The sequence below is a fragment of the Neorhizobium huautlense genome (assembly GCF_002968575.1).
GTDB lineage: Bacteria > Pseudomonadota > Alphaproteobacteria > Rhizobiales > Rhizobiaceae > Neorhizobium > Neorhizobium huautlense.
The window spans coordinates 291,263-314,577 of sequence record NZ_PVBM01000003.1 but is presented as its reverse complement, the minus strand read 5'-3'; the positions used below and the strand labels follow the sequence as shown (position 1 = coordinate 314,577).

At 59.6% G+C, this 23,315-nt stretch carries 21 protein-coding genes, 1 pseudogene and 1 riboswitch; of the genes and pseudogenes, 6 read left to right on the top strand and 16 right to left on the bottom strand.

What is annotated here, in order from left to right; all coding sequences use genetic code 11:
- Positions 1-7 precede the first annotated feature (7 nt).
- The 3 genes from C5L12_RS05470 to C5L12_RS05460 all read right to left on the bottom strand — a co-directional run bounded on the left by C5L12_RS05470 (position 8) and on the right by C5L12_RS05460 (position 2,272).
- Complete coding sequence (locus tag C5L12_RS05470) at positions 8-1,633, bottom strand: sensor histidine kinase (RefSeq protein WP_105370999.1); 1,626 nt, start codon at positions 1,631-1,633, stop codon at positions 8-10.
- Positions 1,634-1,862: 229 nt separating this feature from the next.
- A complete protein-coding gene (locus C5L12_RS05465) occupies positions 1,863-2,075 on the bottom strand; it encodes a hypothetical protein (protein WP_105370998.1) in 213 nt (70 codons plus the stop codon).
- A gap of 11 nt (positions 2,076-2,086) precedes the next feature.
- The gene (locus C5L12_RS05460) at positions 2,087-2,272 is read right to left on the bottom strand and encodes a hypothetical protein (protein WP_105370997.1); all 186 of its coding nucleotides are present in this window, start codon (positions 2,270-2,272) and stop codon (positions 2,087-2,089) included.
- A 133-nt stretch (positions 2,273-2,405) separates the two neighbouring features.
- On the opposite strand from C5L12_RS05460, the gene C5L12_RS05455 reads away from it, so the two are divergent.
- On the top strand, positions 2,406-4,103 hold the full coding sequence (locus C5L12_RS05455) for a glycoside hydrolase family 13 protein (RefSeq protein ID WP_280952512.1): 1,698 nt from the start codon (positions 2,406-2,408) through the stop codon (positions 4,101-4,103).
- Here the strand turns inward: C5L12_RS05455 and C5L12_RS05450 are convergent.
- Positions 4,089-6,281 carry a heavy metal translocating P-type ATPase gene (locus C5L12_RS05450; RefSeq protein ID WP_105370996.1) on the bottom strand — a complete coding sequence of 731 codons (2,193 nt, stop codon included), beginning with the start codon at positions 6,279-6,281 and terminating at the stop codon, positions 4,089-4,091. The two genes, C5L12_RS05455 and C5L12_RS05450, sit on opposite strands and share 15 nt — an antisense overlap.
- A 113-nt stretch (positions 6,282-6,394) precedes the next feature.
- Positions 6,395-6,489: riboswitch (TPP riboswitch) on the top strand.
- A 46-nt stretch (positions 6,490-6,535) separates the two neighbouring features.
- Here C5L12_RS05450 and thiM point away from each other — a divergent pair.
- From thiM to thiD, 3 genes are read left to right on the top strand one after another with little or no spacing between them, the layout of a single operon-like run.
- Positions 6,536-7,333 carry a hydroxyethylthiazole kinase gene (thiM, locus tag C5L12_RS05445; RefSeq protein WP_105370995.1) on the top strand — a complete coding sequence of 266 codons (798 nt, stop codon included), beginning with the start codon at positions 6,536-6,538 and terminating at the stop codon, positions 7,331-7,333.
- Positions 7,330-7,965 (top strand): thiamine phosphate synthase, encoded by a 636-nt coding sequence (gene thiE / locus C5L12_RS05440; RefSeq protein WP_105370994.1) that lies wholly within the window; start codon positions 7,330-7,332, stop codon positions 7,963-7,965. Before thiM ends, thiE begins: the two co-directional genes overlap by 4 nt.
- Positions 7,962-8,783, top strand: coding sequence for a bifunctional hydroxymethylpyrimidine kinase/phosphomethylpyrimidine kinase (gene thiD, locus C5L12_RS05435; protein ID WP_105370993.1), 822 nt, complete (start codon positions 7,962-7,964; stop codon positions 8,781-8,783). Before thiE ends, thiD begins: the two co-directional genes overlap by 4 nt.
- Before the next feature lie 28 nt (positions 8,784-8,811).
- Here the strand turns inward: thiD and C5L12_RS05430 are convergent, their stop codons facing one another.
- From C5L12_RS05430 to hutF, 10 genes are all read right to left on the bottom strand, one after another.
- Positions 8,812-9,393, bottom strand: coding sequence for a HutD/Ves family protein (locus tag C5L12_RS05430; protein WP_105370992.1), 582 nt, complete (start codon positions 9,391-9,393; stop codon positions 8,812-8,814).
- An 8-nt stretch (positions 9,394-9,401) separates the two neighbouring features.
- Positions 9,402-11,075: a urocanate hydratase gene (gene hutU / locus C5L12_RS05425; RefSeq protein ID WP_105370991.1), complete on the bottom strand. Its 1,674-nt coding sequence runs from the start codon at positions 11,073-11,075 to the stop codon at positions 9,402-9,404.
- Between the two features lies 1 nt (position 11,076).
- Positions 11,077-11,886: an N-formylglutamate deformylase gene (gene hutG / locus C5L12_RS05420; RefSeq protein ID WP_105370990.1), complete on the bottom strand. Its 810-nt coding sequence runs from the start codon at positions 11,884-11,886 to the stop codon at positions 11,077-11,079.
- A 1-nt stretch (position 11,887) separates the two neighbouring features.
- Positions 11,888-13,423 carry a histidine ammonia-lyase gene (gene hutH, locus C5L12_RS05415; protein WP_105370989.1) on the bottom strand — a complete coding sequence of 512 codons (1,536 nt, stop codon included), beginning with the start codon at positions 13,421-13,423 and terminating at the stop codon, positions 11,888-11,890.
- Positions 13,420-14,652: an imidazolonepropionase gene (gene hutI, locus C5L12_RS05410; protein WP_105370988.1), complete on the bottom strand. Its 1,233-nt coding sequence runs from the start codon at positions 14,650-14,652 to the stop codon at positions 13,420-13,422. Before hutI ends, hutH begins: the two co-directional genes overlap by 4 nt.
- Positions 14,649-16,157 carry an HAL/PAL/TAL family ammonia-lyase gene (locus C5L12_RS05405; protein ID WP_105370987.1) on the bottom strand — a complete coding sequence of 503 codons (1,509 nt, stop codon included), beginning with the start codon at positions 16,155-16,157 and terminating at the stop codon, positions 14,649-14,651. Before C5L12_RS05405 ends, hutI begins: the two co-directional genes overlap by 4 nt.
- Positions 16,150-16,980 (bottom strand): quaternary amine ABC transporter ATP-binding protein, encoded by an 831-nt coding sequence (locus tag C5L12_RS05400; RefSeq protein ID WP_105370986.1) that lies wholly within the window; start codon positions 16,978-16,980, stop codon positions 16,150-16,152. The genes C5L12_RS05405 and C5L12_RS05400 overlap by 8 nt, the downstream gene beginning before the upstream one ends.
- Positions 16,973-17,830 (bottom strand): ABC transporter permease, encoded by an 858-nt coding sequence (locus tag C5L12_RS05395; protein ID WP_105370985.1) that lies wholly within the window; start codon positions 17,828-17,830, stop codon positions 16,973-16,975. The genes C5L12_RS05400 and C5L12_RS05395 overlap by 8 nt, the downstream gene beginning before the upstream one ends.
- 105 nt (positions 17,831-17,935) lie before the next feature.
- Positions 17,936-18,973 (bottom strand): ABC transporter substrate-binding protein, encoded by a 1,038-nt coding sequence (locus tag C5L12_RS05390; RefSeq protein ID WP_105370984.1) that lies wholly within the window; start codon positions 18,971-18,973, stop codon positions 17,936-17,938.
- Between the two features lie 46 nt (positions 18,974-19,019).
- Entirely contained in the window at positions 19,020-20,390 is a 1,371-nt protein-coding gene (hutF, locus tag C5L12_RS05385) for a formimidoylglutamate deiminase (RefSeq protein WP_105370983.1), read from the bottom strand.
- A gap of 135 nt (positions 20,391-20,525) precedes the next feature.
- On the opposite strand from hutF, the gene hutC reads away from it, so the two are divergent.
- Positions 20,526-21,260 carry a histidine utilization transcriptional repressor HutC gene (gene hutC, locus C5L12_RS05380; protein ID WP_105370982.1) on the top strand — a complete coding sequence of 245 codons (735 nt, stop codon included), beginning with the start codon at positions 20,526-20,528 and terminating at the stop codon, positions 21,258-21,260.
- Positions 21,261-21,363: 103 nt separating this feature from the next.
- Entirely contained in the window at positions 21,364-21,966 is a 603-nt protein-coding gene (locus tag C5L12_RS05375; RefSeq protein ID WP_105370981.1) for a YdeI/OmpD-associated family protein, read from the top strand.
- Between the two features lie 38 nt (positions 21,967-22,004).
- Here C5L12_RS05375 and C5L12_RS05370 read toward each other — a convergent pair whose 3' ends face one another.
- Both C5L12_RS05370 and C5L12_RS05365 read right to left on the bottom strand, forming a co-directional pair.
- Positions 22,005-22,739, bottom strand: a complete 735-nt coding sequence (locus tag C5L12_RS05370) for a leucine-rich repeat domain-containing protein (RefSeq protein ID WP_105370980.1) — start codon at positions 22,737-22,739, stop codon at positions 22,005-22,007.
- Between the two features lie 106 nt (positions 22,740-22,845).
- Positions 22,846-23,226 (bottom strand): annotated as a pseudogene (locus C5L12_RS05365) (integrase core domain-containing protein); the annotation flags it as partial.
- Positions 23,227-23,315 lie beyond the last annotated feature (89 nt).

The window sequence follows — 23,315 nt, the reverse complement described above, 5'->3', positions numbered from 1 at the left end:
TCCATTCCTAAGCTGTCTTTGCCTCAAGGACCTCTTCAAATGGCAGGTCCAGAATAAAGGTCGTACCTTGGCCAAGCTCGCTTTCGACGGAGATCGAACCGCCGTGAAGCTCGATGATTTCCTTCACAATATTGAGGCCAATCCCCGTCCCGGCGATGCCGGTTGCACTGCGCGCCCGGAAATAGGGCTCGAACAGCTTCGGCACGTCGTCCGAATCTATTCCGATACCGGTGTCCTTGATGGTGACCAGGACGCGCTGCCCCTGCTGCCAACCTCTCACATCGATTTCGGGAGAGTTGGGCGAATATTTCACTGCGTTGGAGAGCAAATTCGTGAAGACCCGACCGAGCGCGACACCATCCACCATCTGGAAGGCGGGCAGGTCGGCGAGATCTGCGCGAATGTTATGATCCTTGCTGATCTCCAACCGGTGCGCGATACATTCCTCAATCACTGCGGAAAGAGAGCAGGGCCTTTTATCGATTGCGATCGTGCCGGTGGCTATTCGGCCGGCGGCCAAAATACTCTCCATCAGCTCGACCATACGCACGACCGCGCCCTTGATCTGCACGCACTTGTCGGAAAGGAATTGCGGCGTCACGGCACCCTTCGTGCGGGTCAGCCGCTGCGCTGCTCCGTCGATAACGGCAAGCGGCGTGCGAAACTCATGAGAAATCATCGCCACGAACCGTCGCTGAAGGGCGTTGATCGCCCTCTCCTGCTGTAGAAGGCGGTCCAGTTCGACATTCTTCAACTGGACTTCGACAGTCCTTTCCTCGACGGTTTTTTCCAGCCGATCGCGGTGCTCGCGCAGCCTCTGCTCGCTTGATTGTAAGGCTTTAAGGGCGAGCTGGCGGTCATGAACGTCTTCCAGCAGACCATACCACCTGCATACCTCGCCAGCCTCGTTCAGGCGGGGTGCCGCGCGGTTGCGAAACCAGCGATACCGACCCTTTACAGGCCCGATGCGATAGACCATGTCGAAGCGGGCGGCGTTTTCCACCGCTGCCTGCCATTGCTCGATGACGTGCGGAAGATCCTGCGGATGGATCGTTTTTTCCCAACCCCGTCCGAGAGCTTCGTGTAAATCGAGCCCGGATGCATGCTGCCAACTCGGTCCGACCTCGATCACATCTCCCGAGGCGTCCGCCACCCACGGGGTCTGTGGGTGGAGCTCCACAAAAGAACGATAATGCTCTTCGCTCGCACGTAAAACCTGTTCGGCGCGGCGCAATTTGGTGATGTCGGAGATAACCGCGATCAACACGGGTTTTGTCGTCCCGCCAATAGGAAGGAGTGCTCGACGTTTATGGGTTACCAGGATTCGAGTGACGCCGCCTCGACCGGTTACTTCTTCTTCGAGCAGGCTTTCCTGGCCGGTCGCCATCACCTCAACGTCTATTGCCCGTATTCGGTCGGCATCCGATTTTTGCAGAAATTCATGCCCCGTGCGGCCTAAGAGATGCTCCGGCTTCATGCCGATCATGTCGCAGGCTTTTTTATTGAGATACAAGAAGCGCGATTGGTCATCTTTGATGAGAATCGGCTGATGGGCTCCTTCGAACAGAGCCTGCAAAATATCCATATCCTGCAGCTGCTCGTCGGTTTCTCTCAAATGGGAACTGCCCGCCAATCAAGCCTCCAAAGTAGCCGGCCATAATTCTAGTGACGCTAATTTAGCGCCTTCGGCTTACCGAATGCTGAAAGAGGCTCCTATCGTTTTAACAGGCAGGCGAAACCAGGCCGAACACTGAGCGCTTACGGGGCATTAAATGCTCTTACGCCCAGTCGAAATCAGACAGCGACGCAAGAACCCTTCTCGCGGCAGCGAAAAGGGTTCCTTCAGATCGGTTTGTCCCGGCTCAATGGGCGGGTCGCGTTCCGCCGCCCTTCTTTTCGGAATCGTGGGTGTGATGGCTGTCTCGCTCACCGCCACCGCCGGAAACACGGCTCTTGGAACGACGATCATCGTCCGCAGGCGGTTTTTTAACTTCAAGCGGCGCCTTTGCATTTTCGTGGGAAGCACCGGGACCACCCTGACGGATGCTGGCAGGGGTCTTATCGGATGTCGACATCGCAAGTCTCCTTATCGATCCTGCTGGTAGCCCTGGTGGGTCGTGTTGACCTTGGTGTTACCCTGCTGCCCCTGCTTTTCGAAATTCGCCGCGCCCGGATTGGTCGTGCGTTCATCGCCGGTTCCCGAGGTCGCAGGTTCGCCGGTACCCTTCGGGCTGCGGTTGTCTTCCGGGACGGGTGGAAGTCTACTGTTCATCGGGTGCTCCTCTAACTTGTTACCTCTTGGACTAACCCCCGAGCCGCCAGCCTGTTCCAATTTTGGGGGAACACGGGTGAGCTTGCGACGTTGCGCCAGTGAGCGATTTGAGCAGGCAGGGAGAGACGACGATATGAACCAGGTCCCACATCAGCCCGCGGCTATGGCCGAGCAACCGACATCGCCTCCTATGGAGCGCAAATGGTGGCACACGGCCACCGTATATCAGATTTATCCGCGAAGCTTCGCCGACAGCAACGGAGACGGTATCGGCGATCTACCGGGCATTACCTCAAAGCTGGATTATCTAAAATATCTCGGCATCGACGTCATCTGGCTTTCACCGATCTACAAGTCGCCAATGGACGACAACGGCTATGATATTTCCGATTACCGAGACATTGCTCCCGAGTTCGGCACCCTGGCGGATTTCGATCGCCTGATAGCCGAGGCCAGGAAACGCGGTATCGGGATCGTCCTGGATCTGGTCGTCAACCACACGTCCGACGAACATCCCTGGTTTCTCGAAGCCCGCAAGTCCCCCAGCAATCCCTATCGCGACTTCTATATTTGGCGAAAACCCGGTCCCGACGGCGCCCCTCCGAATGGCCTCATGTCTTCCTTTGGCGGACCGGCCTGGACGCTCGATCCTCAAACCGGGGAATATTACCTCCACCTCTTCTCCCGTCGCCAGCCGGATCTCAACTGGGAAAACCCGAAGGTCCGGCGAGAAATCTACGACATGATGAACTGGTGGCTCGAACGTGGCATTGCCGGCTTTCGCATGGACGTCATCGACTATATCGGCAAGCAGGTCGACCAGGAACTGGTGAAGGACGGGCCGCATCTGCACGACTATCTGCAGGAAATGAACCGCGAAACCTTCGGTGGCCGCAACATTCTTACCGTCGGCGAAGCCTGGAGCGCGACGCCGGGTTCGGCCTTGCTCTATACCGGGCGCGATCGCAACGAACTTTCGATGGTCTTCCAGTTCGAGCATGTCACGCAGCAATGGGACGAAGTCTACGGCAAGTGGCGCTCCAAGCCCTTCGATCTCGTGAAGCTGAAGTCGGTGCTCAGCAAATGGCAATATGCGTTGTCGGAAGACGGATGGAACTCCCTTTTCTGGGGAAACCACGACCTGCCCCGCGCCGTCTCCAAATATGGCGACTCCCGCGGCTATCCGTCCGAATCCGCCAAGATGCTGGCGACCGTGCTGCATCTCTTGAAGGGCACACCCTTCATCTATCAGGGCGAAGAAATCGGGATGACCAACGTCCCCTTTACCAAGATAGATCAATATCGGGATATCGAGACCCTCAACATGCACCGCCTGCACATCGAGGCCGGGCTGTCGCCGGAGGAATTCATCACAGGCGCCAATGACAACGCACGTGACAATGCGCGTACGCCGATGCAATGGAGCGCTGCGCCCCATGGCGGCTTTTCCTCCGGCGTGCCGTGGATAGAGGTCAACCCCAATTATACAACGATCAATGCAGAAGCTGCCATGACCGACGAACGTTCGGTCTGGAACCACTACCGGCAGCTGATCGCCCTAAGGAAAGCACATCCGGTTATCGTCTATGGGCTTTATCAGTCCTGGCTGGATCAGCATCCGGACGTTTTTGTCTATTCCCGCAGCCTCGACCATGAGCGGCTGGTCGTCATCGCCAACTTCACCGCACGGGAAGTATCTTTGACCATACCGGATGAATTGAAGACCACCGGCCGATGCCTGATCACAAATTACCACCCCATCGACAACCTTGGTCCGGTTGTGGAACTCAAACCCTATGAGGCATTTGCCATCCTTTCACCGACCGCGTAGCAGACGCAGCGCATTGAGCGTGACAAGCACAGTGGCACCGGTATCCGCCAGAATTGCCGGCCAGAGCCCGGTCACACCGAGAACCGTGGTTACAAGGAAGACGGCCTTCAGGCCGAGAGCAATGGCAATGTTCTGGTGGATGTTGCGCATCGTGCGCTTCGACAACTCGATCATGTCGGCAATGTCGCGTACACGGCCGTGAAGTACCGCGGCGTCGGCCGTTTCGAGCGCCACATCCGTGCCCCCGCCCATGGCGATGCCGACGTCCGCCGCCGCCAAGGCCGGCGCATCGTTGATACCATCACCCACCTTGCCAACTGTAAAACCCTTGCGTTTCAATTCCGCAATGATCCGCTGCTTGTCCTCAGGCATCAGCTCGGCATGCACCTCGAGGCCGAGATCCTTGCCGATCGCGCTCGCGGTACGGGCGTTATCGCCTGTCAACATGACCGTCCGGACGCCGGCATTCGTCAGCGCTTTCAAGCCCTCTTTCGCGTCGGGCCGCGGTTCGTCGCGCATGGCGATCGCGCCGGCCAGCACCCCGGCCGCGATCAACACGGATACGGTCTTACCCTCATCATTAAGGCCGGCGATCTGCCGCCGATGCGCCATGGACAGCGAAACCCGATCGGCCGCTGCTTTCGGCGAACCCAGGAAGGCCTCCTGGCCCTCGACGACCGCCGTTATACCCTCGCCGCCAAGCGCCCTCGCATCGCTCGCGGCAGGAATGTCTACTTCATCGTCCGCAGCCTTGGCGAGAATGGCCATCGCCAGCGGATGACTGGACCCGGTTTCGAGCGCGGCAGCGATGCGAAGCACCTCATCGGCATTACGCCCGAAGGCAATCACATCGGTTACCCGAGGCTTACCGGCGGTCAACGTGCCGGTTTTGTCCAGCGCGATGGCTGTGACCTTGCCCACCATTTCGAGGACCGCACCGCCTTTCATCAACAGACCGCGCCTGGCACCGGAGGACAGTGACGCAGCAATTGCAGCAGGCGTTGAGATGACCAACGCACAAGGGCAGCCGATCAGAAGAATGGCAAGCCCTTTGTAGATCCAACCTTCCCAGGCTTCACCAGTGATAAGTGGCGGCAACACTGCGACCAGCGCTGCGACGACCACGACGGCTGGCGTATAATAGCGCGAAAAGCGGTCGATGAAGCGTTCGGTCGGTGCGTTGCTTTCCTGCGCTTCCTCGACCAGGCGCACAATCCGGGCGATGGTATTGTCGGCGGAAGCCGCTGTCACTTGCACCCGCAGGGCCGCGTCTCCATTCACCGTGCCGGCGAAAACCGCATCGCCGACAGTCTTTACGACCGATATGCTCTCGCCCGTCACCGGCGCTTCATTGATTGCGCTTTCGCCGGCGACAATGATGCCGTCCGCAGAGATGCGGTCGCCTGGCCGCACCAGGATGATCGATCCGATCCCAAGATCTTCTGCCGGTACTTCTCGTGTCTTGCCGTTTATTTCCAGCAGCGCGGTCTTCGGCACCAGTGCCGTCAGGCTTTGAATACTCTGGCGCGCTTTGCCGGCGGCGACACCTTCCAGAAGCTCCCCGACGAGGAATAGGAAGACCACCGCCGCCGCTTCCTCCGACGCATCGATGACCACGGCACCAAGGGCAGCGATGGTCATCAGCATCTCGATCGAAAACGGCGTACCCGCCAAGGCCGCCATGACGGCGCGGCGGGCGATCGGCACCAAGCCGACGAGCATGGCGGCTACGAAGATATAGGTGTCGTAGGCCGGAACCAGGTGCCCGACCCCATAAGCTGCTGCCAGTGCAATACCTGCCAGTATCGTCAGCCGTCCTTTGGCGCTCTTCCACCACAATCCGTCCATGCGATCGTGCTCATGCAATCCTGCAAGATCTTTCGTCTCGGGGAGACCATGGTCGTGACCTTCATGATCAAGGCCGTGATCCGGCAGCTCTGCTGGTCGAGGCGACTTCTGCCCAAGAGCGCGCAGCGAGTAACCAAGCCCGGTAACCTTCGTTTCGATCACTGGCAGGTCGCACGTTCCATCATGGCTGACCATCATCGTGCCTGCAGCAACAGAAACGGAAACATCCTGGACGCCGGGAATGCGTCGAACTGCTGTGTCGATCTTTGCCGCGCAACTTGCGCAATCCATTCCGCCGATCTTGTAACGAGCCTGATTCTTTGCTGTCATCTTTCTCTCCGCCTGGGATCGGGTACCATAACTACAACCTCTAGCGACTAGAGCTACAAGTAGTTTTTTTGACAAAAATCGCTGGCGCCCATGGCGGCATATGCGCTAGTCCTTGCCTCAGACAGGGGCGTCCGGGTTGCCGGGCTGAGAAGTACCCTTTGAACCTGAACCAGATCATGCTGGCGGAGGGAGTCGCCTGGGCTTTTTCTGATGAAATGCCCTGCGCCCCTCCACCTGAAAAGGCGAGGACGCAGATGACAGACACTCCAGGCCAGATTCTATCGGCAATGCGCCAAAAGAACCCCCTTGTGCAGAACATCACCAATTTCGTGGCGATGAACATCGCGGCCAATGTGATGCTCGCCGCCGGCGCCTCGCCAGCCATGGTGCATGCGAAGGAGGAAGCAGGAGATTTCGCTCGCATCGCTGCGGCGTTGACGATCAACATCGGAACGCTTTCGCCTTACTTCCTTTCCGGCATGAAGGAAGCGGCAAAAGCTGCCAGCGAGGAGGGCAAGCCCTGGATCCTCGATCCGGTCGCCCATTTCGCGACCCCCTACCGCAGCGCTGCCGTTACAGAACTCCTGGCGCTGAAGCCCACAGTCATTCGCGGCAACGCCTCGGAGATCATGGCACTTACAGGAGCGCAATCTCGCGGTCAGGGCGTCGACAGCGGCGACAAAACCGAAAAGGCCGAAGACGCCGCCGTTGCGCTTGCTCGTGATCACGCCTGCGTCGTAGCCGTTACCGGCGAAATGGACTTCGTTACCAACGGTTCTCGCTCCGTCCATATCCTCGGCGGATCTGATCTTATGCCTCGTGTTACGGCACTTGGTTGCTCTCTGACCGCTCTGGTTGGTGCCTTTGTCGCAGTCCGTCCGGATAGGCCGTTCGACGCGACGGTGGCCGCCCTCGCGATGTTCGCGGTCGCGGGGGAGGAAGCAGCACTCACTGCTAATGGCCCCGGTTCTTTCTCTCCCCTTTTTCTTGACCGGTTGGCATCGCTTTCGCCAGAGACGCTGGATGCCAAAGCGAAGGTCGTAGCAGCATGAAAGCCTTCGATCTATCCGTCTATCTCGTCCTCGATCCCGAGTTATGCCAAGGCCTCGGCATGGCGCAGACCGCTCGGCTCGCCGTGGAAGGTGGTGCGACCATGGTTCAATTGCGTGACAAAAACGCCAGCACCGCAAGGATGATCGAGACCGGTCAGGCGTTGAAAGCGGCACTCGCAGGCAGCGGCATACCTTTGATCGTCAATGACGATGTCGAAGCCGCGATCGCCATCGGCGCCGAGGGAGTGCATGTGGGACAGAGCGACATGGGGGCATCGATGGCGCGCCGCCGCGTCGGAGAGGGTATGATCGTCGGCGTGTCGGTCGAAACCGAGGAGCTTGCGCAGGGCGTCGATCCATCTCTCGTCGACTACGTCGGAATAGGCCCGGTCTTCGCCACTCCCACCAAACCGGATCACAAGCAGCCGATCGGCTTCGATGGATTGGCGCGTATCGTGGCGGCCGCATCGGTGCCAGCGGTCGCCATCGGCGGCCTCAGGGCGGAACACGCCGGCAAGGCGCTGGCGGCAGGTGCCCACGGGATCGCCGTAGTCTCCGCCATTTGCGGCCAGCCGGACCCGAAGGAAGCCGCACGAAGAATAACTGACGAGGTCAGAAAGGCGCGCCTATGATCCGCAATGTTTTATCCATCGCAGGCTCCGATCCCTCCGGCGGCGCGGGAATTCAGGCGGACCTGAAGACGTTTTCGGCGCGGGGCACCTTTGGAATGGCAGTCCTTACTGCCTTGACGGCGCAAAACACGGTGGGGGTAACAGGAGTGCATCTCGTACCGCCTGCTTTCGTGGCCGGGCAGATCCACGCCATTTTTGCCGACATCCGGGTCGATGCGGTCAAGATCGGCATGATTGCCAATGCGGAAATCGCCGAAGTCGTTGCGGATGCCCTCCGTCCCTATAATGACAATCTGCCGATCGTGCTCGATCCTGTCATGGTCGCCAAAGGGGGGGCGTCACTTCTGGCTTCCGATGCGATAGAGATCCTGATCCGTCGGCTAATACCCATGTCCACGCTGGTCACGCCCAACCTGCCGGAAGCCGCGGCTCTTCTAGGTGAAGCGATGGCGGTAGACCGCGCGGGAATGGCCGGCCAGGCCGAGAGACTACTCCGGCTGGGGCCGAAGGCGGCGCTGATCAAGGGTGGCCATCTTGAAAGGGCTGAAAGCCCCGACGTCCTGGCGGAATCCACCGGTCTTCACTGGTTTGAGGGTACGCGGGTCTCCACGCAAAACACCCATGGCACAGGTTGCACCTTGTCCAGTGCGATCGCCGCCGAACTTGCCAAAGGCGCTCCGCTTGCCGAATCCGTTGCGATCGCCAAGGACTATCTTGCAGGCGCCATAGCTGCAGCCGGCACACTGAGTGTCGGCAACGGCCACGGGCCTGTCCAGCACTTCCACGCGCTATGGGCGAGTGAACAACAGCCGAGCTGACCTGGGCGGGAAGGTTGCCTGCCTCCCCTCACGAAAGGCGCTCCATCTCGATGAGATAAACGACGCTGCTCTGCTCGGCGGTCAAATGGACATGCACATCCGGGGCTATCCAGCAAAGGACGTCTTGTCCTTCTGCCGCAAGCTCGATTCCATCCGCTCGAACCATGCAGGTGCCCGTAAAAACAATCGCGGAAAGTGCCTTGGCGGTATTGAAGACAAGGGGTCCCTCGAAGGCACATCGCTGCACGTGATGCCATGCGTAGCCGCGAAGCGTCATGACGTTGAGGTCGGTAATCGGGCCGCCCAGACATCTGGCGGAGACGCTACTATCGCCGGAGAATGGAAAAGGGCCGCACAATGCCCGCATTTCCGGCTGCAGGACGCCGTCCACCGTTAGCTGCATGCCGTCGCCGGCAAGGACCGCGATGGTCCGGTCAATGCCGGGAAAGGGCGAGAAATCACTCTCGCCCTCTACTGTCGCGAGGCTGACGCGCCAGAGAAACCGGCCATCTGGATCGCCCGGCAAGGGTTCGGACGCCACCTCCCGAGTGACGCCCTTGCCATTTTTCCAGGGCATGGCCCTATGCTTGTCTGCCTTGAGGAGACGCATCTCGGTCCTCAATTGCCGAGGATGCCCGGCAGCCGCAAGCCCTTTTCCTTAGCGCATTCGAGCGCGATTTCGTAACCCGCATCGGCATGGCGCATGACGCCGGTGGCCGGATCGTTCCACAGAACTCGCTCCAGACGCTTGGCAGCGTCATCGGAGCCGTCTGCGCAGATGACAACGCCCGAATGCTGCGAGAAACCCATGCCGACACCGCCCCCATGGTGCAGTGAGACCCATGTCGCGCCAGAGGCGCAGTTGAGCAGGGCATTGAGAAGCGGCCAGTCGGATACTGCATCCGATCCGTCCTTCATGGCTTCCGTCTCGCGGTTGGGTGAAGCGACGGAACCACTGTCCAAATGATCGCGGCCGATGACGACAGGTGCTTTCAATTCGCCACTCTTGACCATTTCGTTAAAGGCCAGCGCCAGACGGTGACGATCGCCCAGGCCCACCCAGCATATCCGGGCCGGCAGGCCCTGGAAGGCGATGCGCTCGCGGGCCATGTCCAGCCAGTTATGCAGGTGCTTGTTGTCCGGCAGCAGTTCCTTCACCTTGGCATCGGTTTTGTAGATGTCCTCCGGATCGCCGGAAAGTGCCGCCCAACGGAAGGGGCCGATACCACGGCAAAACAGCGGACGGATATAGGCAGGCACGAAGCCCGGGAAAGCGAAGGCGTTCTCAAGCCCCTCTTCCTTGGCAACCTGGCGGATATTGTTACCGTAATCGAGCGTGGGAACGCCCATATTCCAAAAATCGACCATGGCGGCGACATGGATTTTCATCGAAGCCCGGGCGGCGGCTTCAACCGTCTTCGGATCGCTTTCCTGCTTCGCCCGCCATTCGGCGACCGTCCAGCCGATCGGCAGATAGCCGTGAACCGGGTCATGGGCCGAGGTTTGATCGGTCACGATGTCGGGCTTTACACCACGGCGAACCAGTTCGGGAAATATCTCGGCAGCATTGCCGATGAGACCGACAGACTTGGCTTCACCCGCTTTCGTCCACTGGTCGATAAGTGCCAGAGCTTCATCCAAGGTATGGGCCTTCGCATCGACATAGCGGGTGCGCAGGCGGAAGTCGACGCGTGTCTCGTCGCATTCGACGGCGAGGCAGCAGGCACCGGCCATGACGGCCGCAAGCGGCTGGGCGCCTCCCATGCCCCCGAGACCGCCGGTCAGTATCCACTTGCCCTTCAGGTTGCCGCCATAGTGCTGGCGGCCGGCTTCCACGAAAGTCTCGTAGGTTCCCTGCACGATGCCCTGCGTGCCGATATAGATCCAGGAACCGGCCGTCATCTGGCCGTACATGGCCAAACCTTTGCGGTCGAGTTCGTTGAAATGGTCCCAGGTGGCCCAATGCGGGACAAGATTGGAATTGGCGATTAGGACACGCGGTGCGTCCTTGTGCGTCCGAAACACACCAACCGGCTTACCCGACTGCACGATAAGGGTCTCCTCTTCGGTCAGCGTTTTCAGTGTCGCGACGATGCGATCGAAATCCTCCCAGGTGCGGGCGGCACGGCCGATGCCGCCATAAACCACCAGTTCATGCGGACGTTCGGCAACGTCCGGATCGAGGTTATTCATCAGCATGCGCAGCGGGGCTTCGGTCATCCAGCTCTTGGCGTTCAACTCCGGGCCTTGCGGTGCACGGACTTCGCGGATGTTGTGGCGTGGGTTGCTCATCTCAATTTCCCTCGGTCTTCAATTGATCCGCAACGGTTTCGATGCGTGTCAGGATCTCTTTCAGGTGGAAGCGCAGCTCCTCGGCCTTCGTCTCGTCATAGGCGAAGGGTGGTTCTTCAGCGGCCAGATGCGAAATCTGCGAAAGCTCCATCTGGATTGCATGGACGCCCGTTTCCGGCCGCCCGTAGTGACGGGTCGTCCAACCACCCTTAAAGCGGCCGTTGAGGATCGCCGTGTAGCCTCTGGCTGAGCGAGCCACTTCGATAGCTGCCGCCTCGATACGAGGATCGCAGGTACGCCCCATATCCGTACCGATGTTGAAATCGGGCAGTCGTCCTTCAAACAGGAACGGAATGAGCGAACGGATGGAGTGGCAATCATAGAGCACCGCGACACCATTGATCGTCTTGACCCGTTCAATCTCGGCAAGAAGGGCTGCGTGATATGGGGCATGAAAGTGTTGCAGCCGATAGGTGGTATCGGCTTCAGTCGGTTCTTCGCCTGGCTTCCAGATCGGCTTTCCGTCAAAGTCCGTCTCGGGGATCAGACCGGTGGTATTCTGGCCGGGGTAAAGGCTCGCGCCGGTGGGATCGCGGTTGGCGTCGATGACATAACGATGGAAGGTCGCCCGCACGGTCGTCGCCTGCGGTAACAGATCGGCGTAGAGATCATGAATGTGCCAGTCGGTGTCCGCGAGCAACCGTCCGTTCTCGTTCAGGCGCTCTCGAACGTCTGGTGGAACCTCTGTCCCTGTGTGAGGGAAGGCGAGAATGACGGGGGATGTGCCCTGAACGATTTCAAAGACTGCCATATTAGCCCTCCAATCCCGGAAGCAGACCGTCGGAGACGCTCGCGACGAGTGATCCGTCCGCCACAAGAGCACTTGCAGCAGCCAGATCCGGCGCCATGAAGCGATCCTCTTCAAGGGTCCGGACGACGGCTCGCAAAGTGGCGATCGCCTTCTGCAGTTCAGGACTGGTGGTCAACGGTGCGCGAAAATCCACCCCTTGGGCCGCCGTCACCGCTTCGATGCCGATGATGCCGAAGAGGTTTTCCGTCATCTGCAGCAGCCGGCGCGCACCGTGGCAGGCCATGGAAACATGGTCTTCCTGGTTGGCCGAGGTCGGTGTCGAATCCACCGAGGCCGGATGCGCCATCTGCTTGTTCTCGCTCATCAAGGCGGCGGACGTGACTTCGGCAATCATCAGGCCGGAGTTCAACCCCGGCTTCCTGGCCAGAAAGGCCGGAAGCCCGTAGGAAAGCGTCGGATCAACCAGAAGCGCTATGCGGCGCTGAGCGATCGCGCCGATCTCGCAAACCGCAATGGCGATCTGGTCTGCGGCAAAGGCCACCGGCTCGGCATGGAAGTTGCCCCCGGAAACGACGCTGTCGTCGGACAGAACCAGCGGGTTGTCGGTGACTGCATTGGCCTCGATTTCGAGCGTGTGGCCGGCCATGCGCAACAAGTCGAGACAAGCGCCGTCGACTTGCGGCTGGCAGCGGATGCAGTACGGATCCTGCACTCGCTCGTCACCCTGCAGATGGCTTTCCCTAATAACCGACCCGGCGAGCAAACCACGCAATGCCGCCGCTGTGTCGATCTGGCCCCTGTGGCCACGCAGCGCGTGAATGTCGGCGACAAATGGTGCGGACGACCCCATCGCCGCATCGGTCGAAAGCGCCCCGGTGATCAAAGCCGCCTGCGCCGCCCGATGTGCACGAAACAGGCCAGCGAGAGCCAGAGCTGTCGATGCCTGGGTGCCGTTGATCAGAGCCAGCCCTTCCTTGGCGGCGAGGACGACCGGGGTCAGCCCGGCGCGCTCTAGCGCGACACCGCCCGGCAGCCGCTCGCCTTCATAAAAGGCTTCGGCCTCGCCCATCATCACCGCTGCCATATGCGCGAGCGGGGCCAGATCTCCGGATGCGCCGACCGACCCCTTTTCCGGGATCAATGGTATCACGCCCCTTTCCAGCATGGCCTCGATCAGGCGCACCAGTTCGAGCCGCACGCCGGAAGCGCCACGGCCGAGTGACACCAGCTTCAGCGCCATGATCAGGCGAACGATATTTTCCGGCAGCGGCACGCCAATCCCGCAGCAATGGGACAGGATCAGATTGCGCTGCAGCACTGCCGTATCGCTGGCGTCGATCTTGATCGATGCGAGTTTTCCAAACCCGGTATTGACCCCATAGACCGGTTCGTTGCCGGCTGCGATCGCAGCAATCCGGGCAGCGGCGCGTTCAATGCCAGAATCAAAGCTGCGGTCCAGTACGGCACGCCCGTTGTTCCAGTAGATCGCCGCCAGTTCGGCGAGCGATACGCGGCCGGGATGAAGTGTGATCGTCACGATGAAACTCCTGACATGGATGTGGAAGTCAGCTCGCCGCGCCAAATCCGCCGATGCAGAGGATTGAAGCCGATCCGGTAAACCAGTTCGGCGGGGCTCTCGATATCCCAGATGGCGAGATCCGCCTGTTTGCCGACCTCGATAGTGCCGATGCTGTCCAGACGGCCAAGCGTCCGGGCCGCCTCACGGGTCACACCGGCCAAGCATTCTTCAACCGTCAGGTGAAAGAGAGTGGCGCCCATATTCATTGTCAGCAGCAGCGAAGTCAGCGGCGATGTGCCGGGGTTGCAGTCCGTGGCGAGCGCCATCCTCGTTGCGTGCTTACGAAACAGCTCGACCGGCGGTTTCTTCGTTTCGCGGATGAAATAATAGGCACCGGGCAGCAGGACGGCGACGGTTCCAGCCTCGGACATGGCGACAGCGCCTTCCTCATCGGTATACTCCAGGTGATCTGCCGAAAGTGCGCCATATTCTGCGGCAAGAGCCGCGCCATGAAGGTTGGAAAGCTGATCGGCATGCAGCTTGATCGGGAGGCCAAGCGCCCTCGCCGCGTCGAAGACGATACGCATCTCGTCCGGCAGGAAGGCAATGCCCTCGCAGAAGCCATCCACGGCATCTACGAGCCCTTGCGCATGCGCGGCTTGAAGCCCCGGCAACACCACGTCGCGGATAAAATCGCCATTGCGCCCTTTGTAATCTGCCGGCGTCGCGTGCGCCCCGAGATATGTGGTGGTAAGGTTGACCTTGCGCTCGTTCGCGAGAGACCGCGCAGCGCGCAACATCTTGAGTTCGTCCTCGACGGTTAAGCCATAACCGGATTTGATTTCGACGGTGGTGACGCCTTCCGCCATCAGCGCATCCAGCCGCGGCAGGCTTTCGGCCACCAGATCCGTTTCGCTCGCCTCTCTCACCTGCCGGACGGACGAAACGATGCCGCCGCCCGCACGGGCGATCTCCTCATAAGATGCCCCGGCGAGCCGCATTTCGAATTCTCGTGCGCGGTTTCCGGCATGGACGAGATGGGTATGACAGTCAATCAGCCCCGGCGTGATCCAGCGGCCCTCGCAGTCCAGGACGTCGAGGCGATCGACCGCGGAGACACTTGCTTCATCGCCGACATAGGCAATGCGGCCGCCTTCGATCAAAATCGCCCCGCGGTCAATCACTCCGAGCCCTGGGTGGTTCGGCGACATGGTTGCCAGCCTTGCATTGCGCAACAGTGTCGTCATAGCGCCTCGCTTTCAGATCCAACACGGGTCACGCCAATGAGGCCGCGAACCCGGCCTACAAGGGCATTCAGCGGTTGATCATCCTGATAAAAAGGTACTTCCCGCCGGACCAGATCATAGAGCCGCGCCGTTCGAGCGGCCTTGGCTGCCGATCCCGGCTGCTGATCATAGGCCTGCGCCGCCGCCGCCACTTCGATCGCAAGAACGGTCTGCAGATTGTCGAGGATCGCCAGCGCCTTGTCGGCCGCCGGTGTGGCATGGGTCAGAATGTCTTCCTGCAGCGCGGACGTGATGCCGCCATCAAGGCTTGCAGGCGCAGCCAGTCGACGATTTTCCGCCACAAGCGCGGCGGCCGTGTACTGAATGATCATGAAACCGGAACATACGCCGCTTCCGGCGGCAAGAAACGCAGGCAGGCCGCTCACGAGCGGGTTCACCAACCGGTCGATCCGCCGCTCGGAAATCGCCGCGAGCTCGGCAGCAGCGGTCGCCACGCTGTCCATGGCCAGACCCAAACCGGCCCCGACTGCGTGAGCCTGCGAATGAACCTGCGGCGCTTCCGGTGAGCCGGTGACGATGGGATTGTCCGTCACGCTAGATAACTCCCGATCGATGACCTCCTGGGCCTGCTCCAAAGCATCACGGACGGCACCATGGATCTGCGGCACCGCGCGGAGGCTCAAAGGATCCTGCGTGCGGCTCCCGGCCGATTGCGCCAGAAGCTGACTTCCCGCAAGCCAGTGGCGGAGGTTTCGCCCGACCCGCTGCAGCCCCGCGGAACGGCGCAGCGAAAGCGGCATTTCGGCAAACGGATCAGCCTGGGCCCCGAGGTTTTCGTAGGTCATCGCCGCGGCCGCATCCGCCCAGTCGAGCAGATGAAAGAAGCGCGAAATCGCCAGCGCACCAAGACCTGTCGCACAGGGTGTCCCATTGACCAGGCTCAGGCCTTCCTTCGCCTTCAGCGTAACCGGTTCTAGGCCGACCCGGTTCAGCGCCTCGCGTCCAGCGATCAATTCGCCGGCCTGCCTGCATTCGCCTTCGCCGATCAGAACCAGACCAATAGCCGCGGCATGAGTGAGGTAGCCGACCGAGCCCCGCGAAGGAATGACGGGCAGGATATCCGCATTCAGCAATGCCAGAAGCGCCTCGACCACTTTAACGCTGATGCCGGAAAAGCCATGCGCGAAATTGGCAATCTGCGCGGCCATGATCGCGCGCGTCTCCGCATTGCCGAGCGGCTCGCCGACGCCGCAAGCATGGCTGAAGAGGATGTTTCGTGAGAGCGTCTGCTGATCGTCGCGATCGATGACGACATCGCACAGCGCACCAACACCGGTATTGATGCCATAGCCGCGGATTTCCCGTTCGACCAGTGCATCAACAATCGCGCGCGCCTTTGAAATCCGCTGCCAGGATTCGGCGGAAAGAACCAACTCAGCGCCATTGGCGATTGCCGCAATCTCTTTCCAGGTCAAAACTTTATCGAGAACGACAACGTCAGCCATGATGGGCTGCCTCTGCACCGGCACGGCGCTGCACGAAACGGGCAACATAGTCATCTGCCGGCGTATTCAAGATCTGGCTTGGCGTACCGACCTGCACGAGCCGACCGTCCTTCAGAATGGCAATCTCGGCGCCGATACGCAGCGCCTCATCGAGATCGTGCGTGATGAAGACGATGGTCTTGGAGAGATTCTTCTCCAATTGCAGCAACTGGTCCTGCATATCGCTGCGGATCAGCGGATCCAGGGCCGAAAAAGCCTCGTCCATCAGGATCACGTCGGTGTCTGCGGCCAGCGCACGCGCCAGCCCGACACGTTGCTTCATGCCACCCGAAAGCTGGTGTGGATATTTGTTCTCGTAACCGAGCAGGCCGACGGTCTCGATCCATTTCATGCCGATCGGATTGGCCTCCGCCTTGCTTAAACCCCGCACCCACTGACCGTAGACTACGTTCTGCAACACCGTCCGATGCGGCATCAGGCCGAAGCTCTGGAACACCATGCTCACGCGGCGAGTGCGGAACTCCCTGAGGTCACGTCGATTGAGGGCGAGCACATTGCGACCATCAACGAGGATCTGCCCGCTGGTCGGCTCGATCAGGCGATTGATATGGCGCACCAGGGTGGATTTTCCCGAACCGGAAAGCCCCATGATCACAAAGATGCGGGATGCGCCGATCGTCAGGCTGATATCGTTCAGACCAACGCTGCATCCGGTGCGCTCGAGAATTTCGCCCTTCTCGGCACCGTCGCGCGCCATTGCCAGGGCGTCGCGAGAATTTCGGCCGAAGATCTTGAAGACATTGCGGATCTCTATCTCAGCCATTCTGGCCGTCCTCCAGCTTGGAACGGCCGAAGCCTTGGGTGATACGATCAAGTACGATGGCCAGGATGACGATACCCAGTCCGGCTTCGAGCCCTTTGCCGACATCGAGCGTCTGAATGCCGTTCAACACCTGTTCGCCAAGGCCCCGCGCGCCGATCATGGAAGCCACCACGACCATGGAAAGGGCCATCATAATGGTCTGGTTGAGGCCGGCCATGATCGTTGGCGTCGCAAGCGGCAGTTCGACGCCGAACAGGATCTGCCGCGGGCTGCCGCCAAAGGCGGTTGCCGCCTCGACAACTTCGCCGTCGACCTGCCGGATGCCGAGATCGGTCAATCGGATCAACGGGGGTACTGCATAAACAATGGTGGCCAGCACGGCCGGTACCTTGCCGAGCCCGAAAAGCATGATCGCAGGAATGAGATAGACGAAACTCGGCATGGTCTGCATCACATCGAGAACCGGGAGTGTGATGCCGCGCATGAGACGGCTCTTGGCCAGCCATATGCCCATCGGCACACCGATGGCAATCGAGATCAGCGTTGCCATCAGCATCAGAGCGAGCGTTTGCATGGCCAGATCCCACAGACCGAGGGCTCCGATCACGAACAGCATCGCCGCGACGATGAAGGCGAGTGCAAGCTTGCGCGTTGCCTGCCAGGTTAGCGCCATGAAAGCGATAATCACCAGCCACCAGGGCAAGCCGCGCACGATCCATTCGATGAAGAGGATGGCCTGCAAAATCGTCTGCGAAATCGCCTTGAAGACGAAGCCGTAGCTGACCACCAGCGACTGCACCGCCGTATTTATCGGCCCGCGGATGGAGATATGGAAGCTGTCGGGAAACATTGCTCAAGTCCTTGAGATGGCAAACCGCCCGCGCCCGCGCTCGAAACATCAAAGCGACGCGACGCATGGTCGTGGCCGCGCGCAGAGACGCGCGGCCACCTGAGACTATTTCAACGAGGCTTCGATCTTGGCCTTGGCGTCGGCCGAAACCCAGGCGTTCCAAACAGCACCCTTGGTCTTCAGGAACTGGTCGGCGGCAGCAACCGCGTCAGCCTTCTGATCGACCATGTAAGCGAGGCTCGCATTCACCTCTTCCAGTGGGAAAGTCGCCTTTTCCAGGATCTGGATAATTTCAGGCGCCTCCTTGGCAAAGGTGCTGTTGACGCCGTAGGCCACTTCGACGGTCGGGAAGGCGCAGCCAGCTTCGCGCTTGCCTGTCGCGCTTGTCAGCTCCTTCCAGCAGGCTTCGCTGTAGGCAGGTTCCTCAAGCTGAACCAGCTTGAACTTGCCCATGATGGCCGTAGGGCTCCAATAGTAGAAAAGCACCGGCTCACCCTGCAGATATGCCGAACTGATGGCCGCATCGAGCGCAGTTCCCGTGCCGGGGCGGAAGTTCACATAGGCATCCGTCAGCTTGTAGGCCTCAAGCTTGGCGGTGTTGACGCCTTCGCAGGTCCAGCCGGACGGGCAATTCAGAAAGCGGCCCTTGGAAGGTTCTTCCGGATCCTTGAACAGCTCTACGATCTTCGGGTCGGAAAGCTGCGAAACGCTCTTCAGGTCGGGCGCCAGCGGCTTGACGCCCCGCGCCTGGTCTCCCTTGACGAGATATTCCGGCACGAACCAGCCTTCGGAAGCACCGACAAACGTCTTGCCGACCGAAGTGACTTGGCCCGCTGCGGCTGCATTGTTCCAGACATCGGAACGGCCGATCCACTCCTCGGCAAAGATCTGCACGTCGTTGTTGGCGGTTGCCTGCTCCAAAGTGACGGAATTGCCGGGGATTGAGTCCACCTTGCAATCATAACCCTTCGACAGGATCGCCTTCATCACCTCAGTAATGAGGGCGCCGCTCTCCCAATCGATGCCGGCGAAGGTGACGGTCTTGCCGTCTGCGCAATAGGAGGCCGCGTTGGCACCGGTAAAGGAGCCGCCGAACATCAATCCGGCGGCAAGCAGCGTGTATTTCAGTTGGGCACTCAGCATGAAATTCCCCTTTTTGTTAGCTCATGAGTTGGTGCAAGTTGAAGGCCTAGGCCAGTTTCAGAAGAACCTCCCGGAACGCACGATCGATTGCCTCCTCATCCCTGTGGCGACCCTCTCGGACCACCCATTGTCCCCCCGCCATAACGTCGCGAACCGCTTCGGATCCAAGCGCAAACAGCCACCGGTCGAGAACCTGATCGCCGGAAGCTGCGCCGATGAAAGGATTGTTGCCGTCGAGAACCACCAGATCGGCCCTTGCTCCGACTCGGATACCGCTGGTGCGCAGCCCGGCCGCCTGGCAGCCTCCGGCAAGTGCTGCGTCGAACAGGGTCCTGCCGACGGATGCACCCGGACCGGTAGCGAGCCGGTTGCGCCGACGATCGCGCAGCCTCTGGCTGTATTCCAAAAGGCGCAACTCTTCCCCGACCGTCGTCGCGACATGGCTATCCGTTCCAATGCCGAAACGTCCACCCGATCCGACGAAATCCGTTGCGGGAAAAATTCCGTCGCCCAGATTGGCTTCGGTCGCCGGACAAAGACCGGCCACCGCCCCCGAGCGAGCAAGCCGCTCGGTTTCATCGGTGGTCATATGCGTGGCATGGATGGCGCACCACCTGTCGTCCACGGGCATCTCGTCGAGCAGGAATTCCACCGGTCGGCGTCTGCTCCACGCGAGACATTCCTCGACCTCGCGCTCCTGCTCAGCCACATGGATATGGATCGGCCCGCCGGTTTCTTCGGCCGCCAAGATCTCCCGCATTTCGTCTGGCGTCGCTGCCCGCAGCGAATGGATCGCAAGACCAAGTGTCGCGCCCGCAGATCGGCAATCGGGCTTCAACGCCTCGAGAAGCCCAAGAAATTGGTCGACGTCATGGATAAACGGGCGCTGCCCCTCGCCGGGAGCGATCCCGCCAAAACCGGCATGGGCATAAAAGACCGGCAGGTGGGTCAGCCCTATCCCTGCGGCTTGTGCGGCACGTAGGATGCGCCGGGATGTTTCCCCCACATTTGCATAGGGGCGGCCACCGGCAGCATGATGGAGATAGTGGAATTCGACGACGTGACCGAAGCCGCCCTTGATGAGTTCACTGTACAACTTGGTTGCGACGATCTCGATATCATCCGGAGACATTCGGCCGACGAGATGGTACATCGCGTCACGCCACGTCCAGAAGCTGTCATCGGTCGACCCGGCAAGCTCGGCAAGGCCGGCCATGGCCCGCTGAAAAGCATGGGAATGCAGGTTTACTAGAGGGGAAACCACCGGCCCGGCCAGTTCCACGAGATCTTGCCTTGCGTCGGCATTGGTCTCGATTGCGGTAATCAATCCCTCGCCGTCGACGGCCAAGACCACATCGGACGCCCAACCTTCCGGTAGCAAAATCTGTCTGCACAGGAGAGTTTGAGATGCCGCCATTTGCTTCACCTGAGAAAGTTGTATAGGGAACATGGCAGAGTTTTTGAAAGGGGGCAAGTGGCCTGCAAAAACTTTACGCTTTATTTTCGATGCGTATTTTGTATGCACATGACGGCGTCACGAGGAGAACCGAGCATGCCCGAGGGCGACCAGACCATCCAGGCTTCGGGTTCACGGGAGCTTCCTATTTATGAGCGGCTAAAAGCGGACATCAAGAAGCGGATTGAAACCGGCGAATGGCCGGCGCATCACCGTGTGCCTTCCGAGAATGAAATCGCCGAGACGCTGAACGTCAGCCGCATGACGGCCAATCGCGCCTTGAGAGAACTTGCCATGGAAGGCGTGATCGTCAGGGTGCAGGGACGCGGCTCCTTCGTGGCCAGCAAGAAGCGAAGCGCGCCCTTTATGGGCGTCCGCAATATCGCCGACGAAATTGCCGAGCGGGGTTCCACCCACAGACCTCATGTCATCCTCTCCCAGACCGAGGTCTGCGGTCATGAGCTTGCGGAAGCCATGAAGATCGAAGTCGGCATGCCGGCCTTCCATTCGGTGATCCTGCATCACGAAGATGACGTGCCGATCCAGCTGGAGGATCGCTTCGTCAATCCTGCGGTGGCACCGGATTATCTCGCCCAGAATTTTCAGGTCACGACGCCCAATGCCTATCTGACGCTGATAGCACCGATCTCCCATACGGAACAATTCGTCGAGGCCGTGCTTCCGCAACCGTGGGAATGCAAACATCTGGCGATCGCTCGTTCCGAGCCCTGTCTGCTGATCCGCCGGCGCACCTGGTCCGCAGACCGGATCGTCACATCCGTTCGGCTTCTCTACCCCGGCACCCGCTATCGTCTGGAGAGTTCGTCCTAGGCAACATCCGGCGAAGGAAAGCCGCTCTCAGGGCGCCGCTTTTGCCAGCGTGTTAGACATGGGGATCTTGATCAAATCACTTGCACCAGGAGACGATCGTTCCATGCCACCTGTTACTGTCGACCCCGAGAAAATCCGCGAATTTCCGGATGCTAACGCTTTCTACAATTGGCTTGGCGTGAACCACGATAATGCCACCGAAATCTGGATACGAATCTTCAAGGTGAATTCCGGCATTCCATCAATAACGCCCAAAGAAGCGATTGACGTCGTGCTGTGCTGGGGATGGATCGACGGCATCAGGAAAGGGCTGGACGAGAAGAGCTTTCTGCAGCGCTATACGCCGCGCAACAGGAAAAGCATTTGGAGCCAGATCAATGTCGAGAACGTCGAACGCCTGATCAACGAAGGGCGTATGACTAGGAACGGACTGCGCGAAGTCGAGGCAGCAAAGTTGGACGGACGTTGGCAGCGCGCCTATGCCAGCGGCAAGGATATGCAGGTTCCCGACGACCTTCAGGCGGCGATCGACGCCGAGCCGAAGGCCAAGGAAATGTTTGGCCGGCTCAGCGCACAAAACCGTTTCGCTCTCGCCTTTAGAGTCCACAACATAAAGACCGAGGCAGGCCGCCGGAAGAAGATCGAGAGCTTCGTCGAGATGCTCAAACAAGGACAGACGATTTACCCGCAGAAGAACTTGCCGTAGCGGGAATTCATTGGCGAGAAAAGCAGGAGGGGAAGGTCTCACCAACCAAAAATGCTGTTGAACTCGCGCCCCAACTTCCCGAGATCGCCCCCCTCCTCGTAGAAAGGGTCACGCGGCCGATAGGCATTAATCACGTAATTGCGCAGCTTCGGAAACCGCTCTTTTCGCAACTTGCAAGGAAGGTGAGATATTTCTAGGTTTTGGATATTATCGTGCTTTAGGTTTTCCCAAGCTTCGAGCTTGTTTTTCCCATATATTCTTAGCGACCGCAGGTTCTTCAACTCCGAAATAACCGAAACATAACCTGCGATCTTGCAAGAGGAAATCTGCAAAACTTCAAGCTCATTGAAACGCAGAATGTCCTCGACGTCTTTAATCGTCGAAGCGATCAGGAAAAGCCTCTTGATGGGAGCGCCTTCGAAAATCGACAGAGAGCCGGAAAAGCCTTGGAGCGAGAGATTGGCAAGTTTCGGCCACCGGCCATTCAACGCTTTGATCTTATTGGCCGTCCAGTTGAGATTGAGCCATGCCTCAAGTTCGGGAAACAGGTCCGGCAGCTCCTCGCCAAAGGGCACATCCTGGGTTGTGATCGCTTTCACGCTGCCGAACTGCTTGAATTTGCTGAAATCGAAATCCTTGGCGAAAGCCCCCGATCCCGAAATGCTAATCTTCCCGATCGCATTCTTGTTCTTGATACGATCAAGGCTAGGGCGAAGTATTCCTGCAGCCTTCCCTCGGCGATATCCTGAACTTCGATGGAGAAGCCACCACATTCATATTGGTCGATCAGATCACCGTATTTTTCGAAGCCATCCTTGTTGAAGGTTGCTTCCTTCTTCGCAAATCCGGATTTTACCGCGCGTGACCTTGCCCCAAGTTTTATCCAGTTTTGAGTTCGCTCCAGCGGTTTAGGCTTGCTGTATTTGGGGCGGTAGCGGCGGGTTGCGGTGCGGAGCCATTCCGGCTGCGCAGCACCGCATCACGTCGCGGGTTGATTGTCTGAGCGAACTCGGCAGGTGTCATCCAGCCGAGTCCAGAGTGTGGTCGATGATCGTTGTAATCGCTGCGCCAGTTTGAAAGCGCTGATCGAGCATGGGTCAGTGACGAGAAGAGAGTTTCATTCAGGAACTCGTCTCGCAGCCGCCCATTGAAGCTTTCGATGAAGGCGTTCTGGATCGGTTTGCCCGGTGCGATGTAGTGCCATTCTACCTTGGTCCGATCCGTCCATTGCAGGATCGCGTTGCTGGTGAACTCGCTGCCATAGCACATCGGGAAACTTGCTCTGACATTGCGGACGGCGCGCGAAGCCATGCGTAGCGCAGCGCGCCGTCTGGGGTGGTCATGGCCGG

Bases quoted from the DNA above. Each gene is read 5' to 3' on its own strand.
- C5L12_RS05455 (WP_280952512.1), top strand. From the start codon at position 2,406: ATGAACCAGGTCCCACATCAGCCCGCGGCTATGGCCGAGCAACCGACA.
- thiE (WP_105370994.1), top strand. From the start codon at position 7,330: ATGAAAGCCTTCGATCTATCCGTCTATCTCGTCCTCGATCCCGAGTTA.
- thiD (WP_105370993.1), top strand. From the start codon at position 7,962: ATGATCCGCAATGTTTTATCCATCGCAGGCTCCGATCCCTCCGGCGGC.
- C5L12_RS05400 (WP_105370986.1), bottom strand. From the start codon at position 16,980: ATGGCTGAGATAGAGATCCGCAATGTCTTCAAGATCTTCGGCCGAAAT.
- C5L12_RS05465 (WP_105370998.1), bottom strand. From the start codon at position 2,075: ATGTCGACATCCGATAAGACCCCTGCCAGCATCCGTCAGGGTGGTCCC.
- C5L12_RS05375 (WP_105370981.1), top strand. From the start codon at position 21,364: ATGCCACCTGTTACTGTCGACCCCGAGAAAATCCGCGAATTTCCGGAT.
- C5L12_RS05450 (WP_105370996.1), bottom strand. From the start codon at position 6,281: ATGACAGCAAAGAATCAGGCTCGTTACAAGATCGGCGGAATGGATTGC.
- hutG (WP_105370990.1), bottom strand. From the start codon at position 11,886: ATGGCAGTCTTTGAAATCGTTCAGGGCACATCCCCCGTCATTCTCGCC.
- C5L12_RS05370 (WP_105370980.1), bottom strand. From the start codon at position 22,739: ATGTGGTGGCTTCTCCATCGAAGTTCAGGATATCGCCGAGGGAAGGCT.
- hutU (WP_105370991.1), bottom strand. From the start codon at position 11,075: ATGAGCAACCCACGCCACAACATCCGCGAAGTCCGTGCACCGCAAGGC.
- C5L12_RS05430 (WP_105370992.1), bottom strand. From the start codon at position 9,393: ATGCGTCTCCTCAAGGCAGACAAGCATAGGGCCATGCCCTGGAAAAAT.
- hutC (WP_105370982.1), top strand. From the start codon at position 20,526: ATGCCCGAGGGCGACCAGACCATCCAGGCTTCGGGTTCACGGGAGCTT.
- hutI (WP_105370988.1), bottom strand. From the start codon at position 14,652: ATGACGACACTGTTGCGCAATGCAAGGCTGGCAACCATGTCGCCGAAC.
- C5L12_RS05390 (WP_105370984.1), bottom strand. From the start codon at position 18,973: ATGCTGAGTGCCCAACTGAAATACACGCTGCTTGCCGCCGGATTGATG.
- C5L12_RS05395 (WP_105370985.1), bottom strand. From the start codon at position 17,830: ATGTTTCCCGACAGCTTCCATATCTCCATCCGCGGGCCGATAAATACG.
- thiM (WP_105370995.1), top strand. From the start codon at position 6,536: ATGACAGACACTCCAGGCCAGATTCTATCGGCAATGCGCCAAAAGAAC.
- hutF (WP_105370983.1), bottom strand. From the start codon at position 20,390: ATGGCGGCATCTCAAACTCTCCTGTGCAGACAGATTTTGCTACCGGAA.
- C5L12_RS05460 (WP_105370997.1), bottom strand. From the start codon at position 2,272: ATGAACAGTAGACTTCCACCCGTCCCGGAAGACAACCGCAGCCCGAAG.
- C5L12_RS05405 (WP_105370987.1), bottom strand. From the start codon at position 16,157: ATGGCTGACGTTGTCGTTCTCGATAAAGTTTTGACCTGGAAAGAGATT.